The 930-nt window shown below is 67.2% G+C and carries 1 protein-coding gene; it reads right to left on the bottom strand.

What is annotated here, in order from left to right; translation table 11 throughout:
- Positions 1–930: hydantoinase B/oxoprolinase family protein (locus tag N864_RS22705; protein WP_034722934.1), on the bottom strand; the 930-nt coding region annotated here is incomplete at both ends.

The raw sequence follows: 930 nt of genomic DNA on the forward strand, positions 1-930 counted from the left end.
TGAAGGTCGGCATCGGCGGCACGGCATGCATGACCGAACCCGGCTGCGTGACGACCCGAAGCGGTCGGAAGTTGCCGGCCACGACAGGCGTCTCGGGCGTTGTGAGGGCCTTGAAGACGAGGCTACAGAAGGCGAGGGTCTTGCCGAGCGGCAGCGCGATCGGCCCCCGGAACCCTGTGCCGTCGCCGGTCGGACCGGCCCACATCTCGCTACCGGTCCAGTCGATGACCATCTCCTCGTCGGTGATCGTGACGGTCGCGCTCATGGTGACCGTCCGGTCCAGCTCGACCCCATCGCTGTCGAGGATGTCGGTCGCTCTCCAGGTGCCCTTCGGCAGCCGGTCGAGGGCGCTGCGGGCGAGGCGCTCACCGTGGTCGTTGATCGCTGCCAGCGCGGCACGGACGACCGGAACGCCATACCTGCGGGTCATCTCGACGACCCGGCGTGCCCCGGAGAGGACGGCCGACACCTGCGCCTGCAGGTCACCGATCGTGCGTTCCGGCATCCGGCTGTTGACCCGGATCAGGTTGAAGACGTCGTCGTTGGCGACGCCCGCCCGATAGAGCCGGGTCGCCGGGAAGAAGATGCCCTCCTGGTACATGTCGGTCGAGTCGACGACATAGCCAGGATCCTTCTGTTTCAGGTCGAGCACGTGGATCCGGCACGACGCAAAGCCGACGAGCCGGTCGCCGTCGTGGATCGGCATGAAGACCAGCGGGTCGAGGGCGTGCGCCGAGGACCAGTAGGAGTAGTTGAGCAGGAAGATGTCGCCCGGGCGCAGGGTCTCGCGGCCGACGAACTCCAGCGCCTTCTTGATGCCGAAGTCGTTGGCCCGAGTGAAGACGGCGATCCCGGGCGCATCGGCGACGACGTCGCCGTGCTCGTCGTGGATGCCGACGCCGTAGTCATGGATCTCGTAGACGACGGTGT

Source organism: Intrasporangium chromatireducens Q5-1, assembly GCF_000576575.1.
Taxonomy (GTDB): domain Bacteria; phylum Actinomycetota; class Actinomycetes; order Actinomycetales; family Dermatophilaceae; genus Intrasporangium_A; species Intrasporangium_A chromatireducens.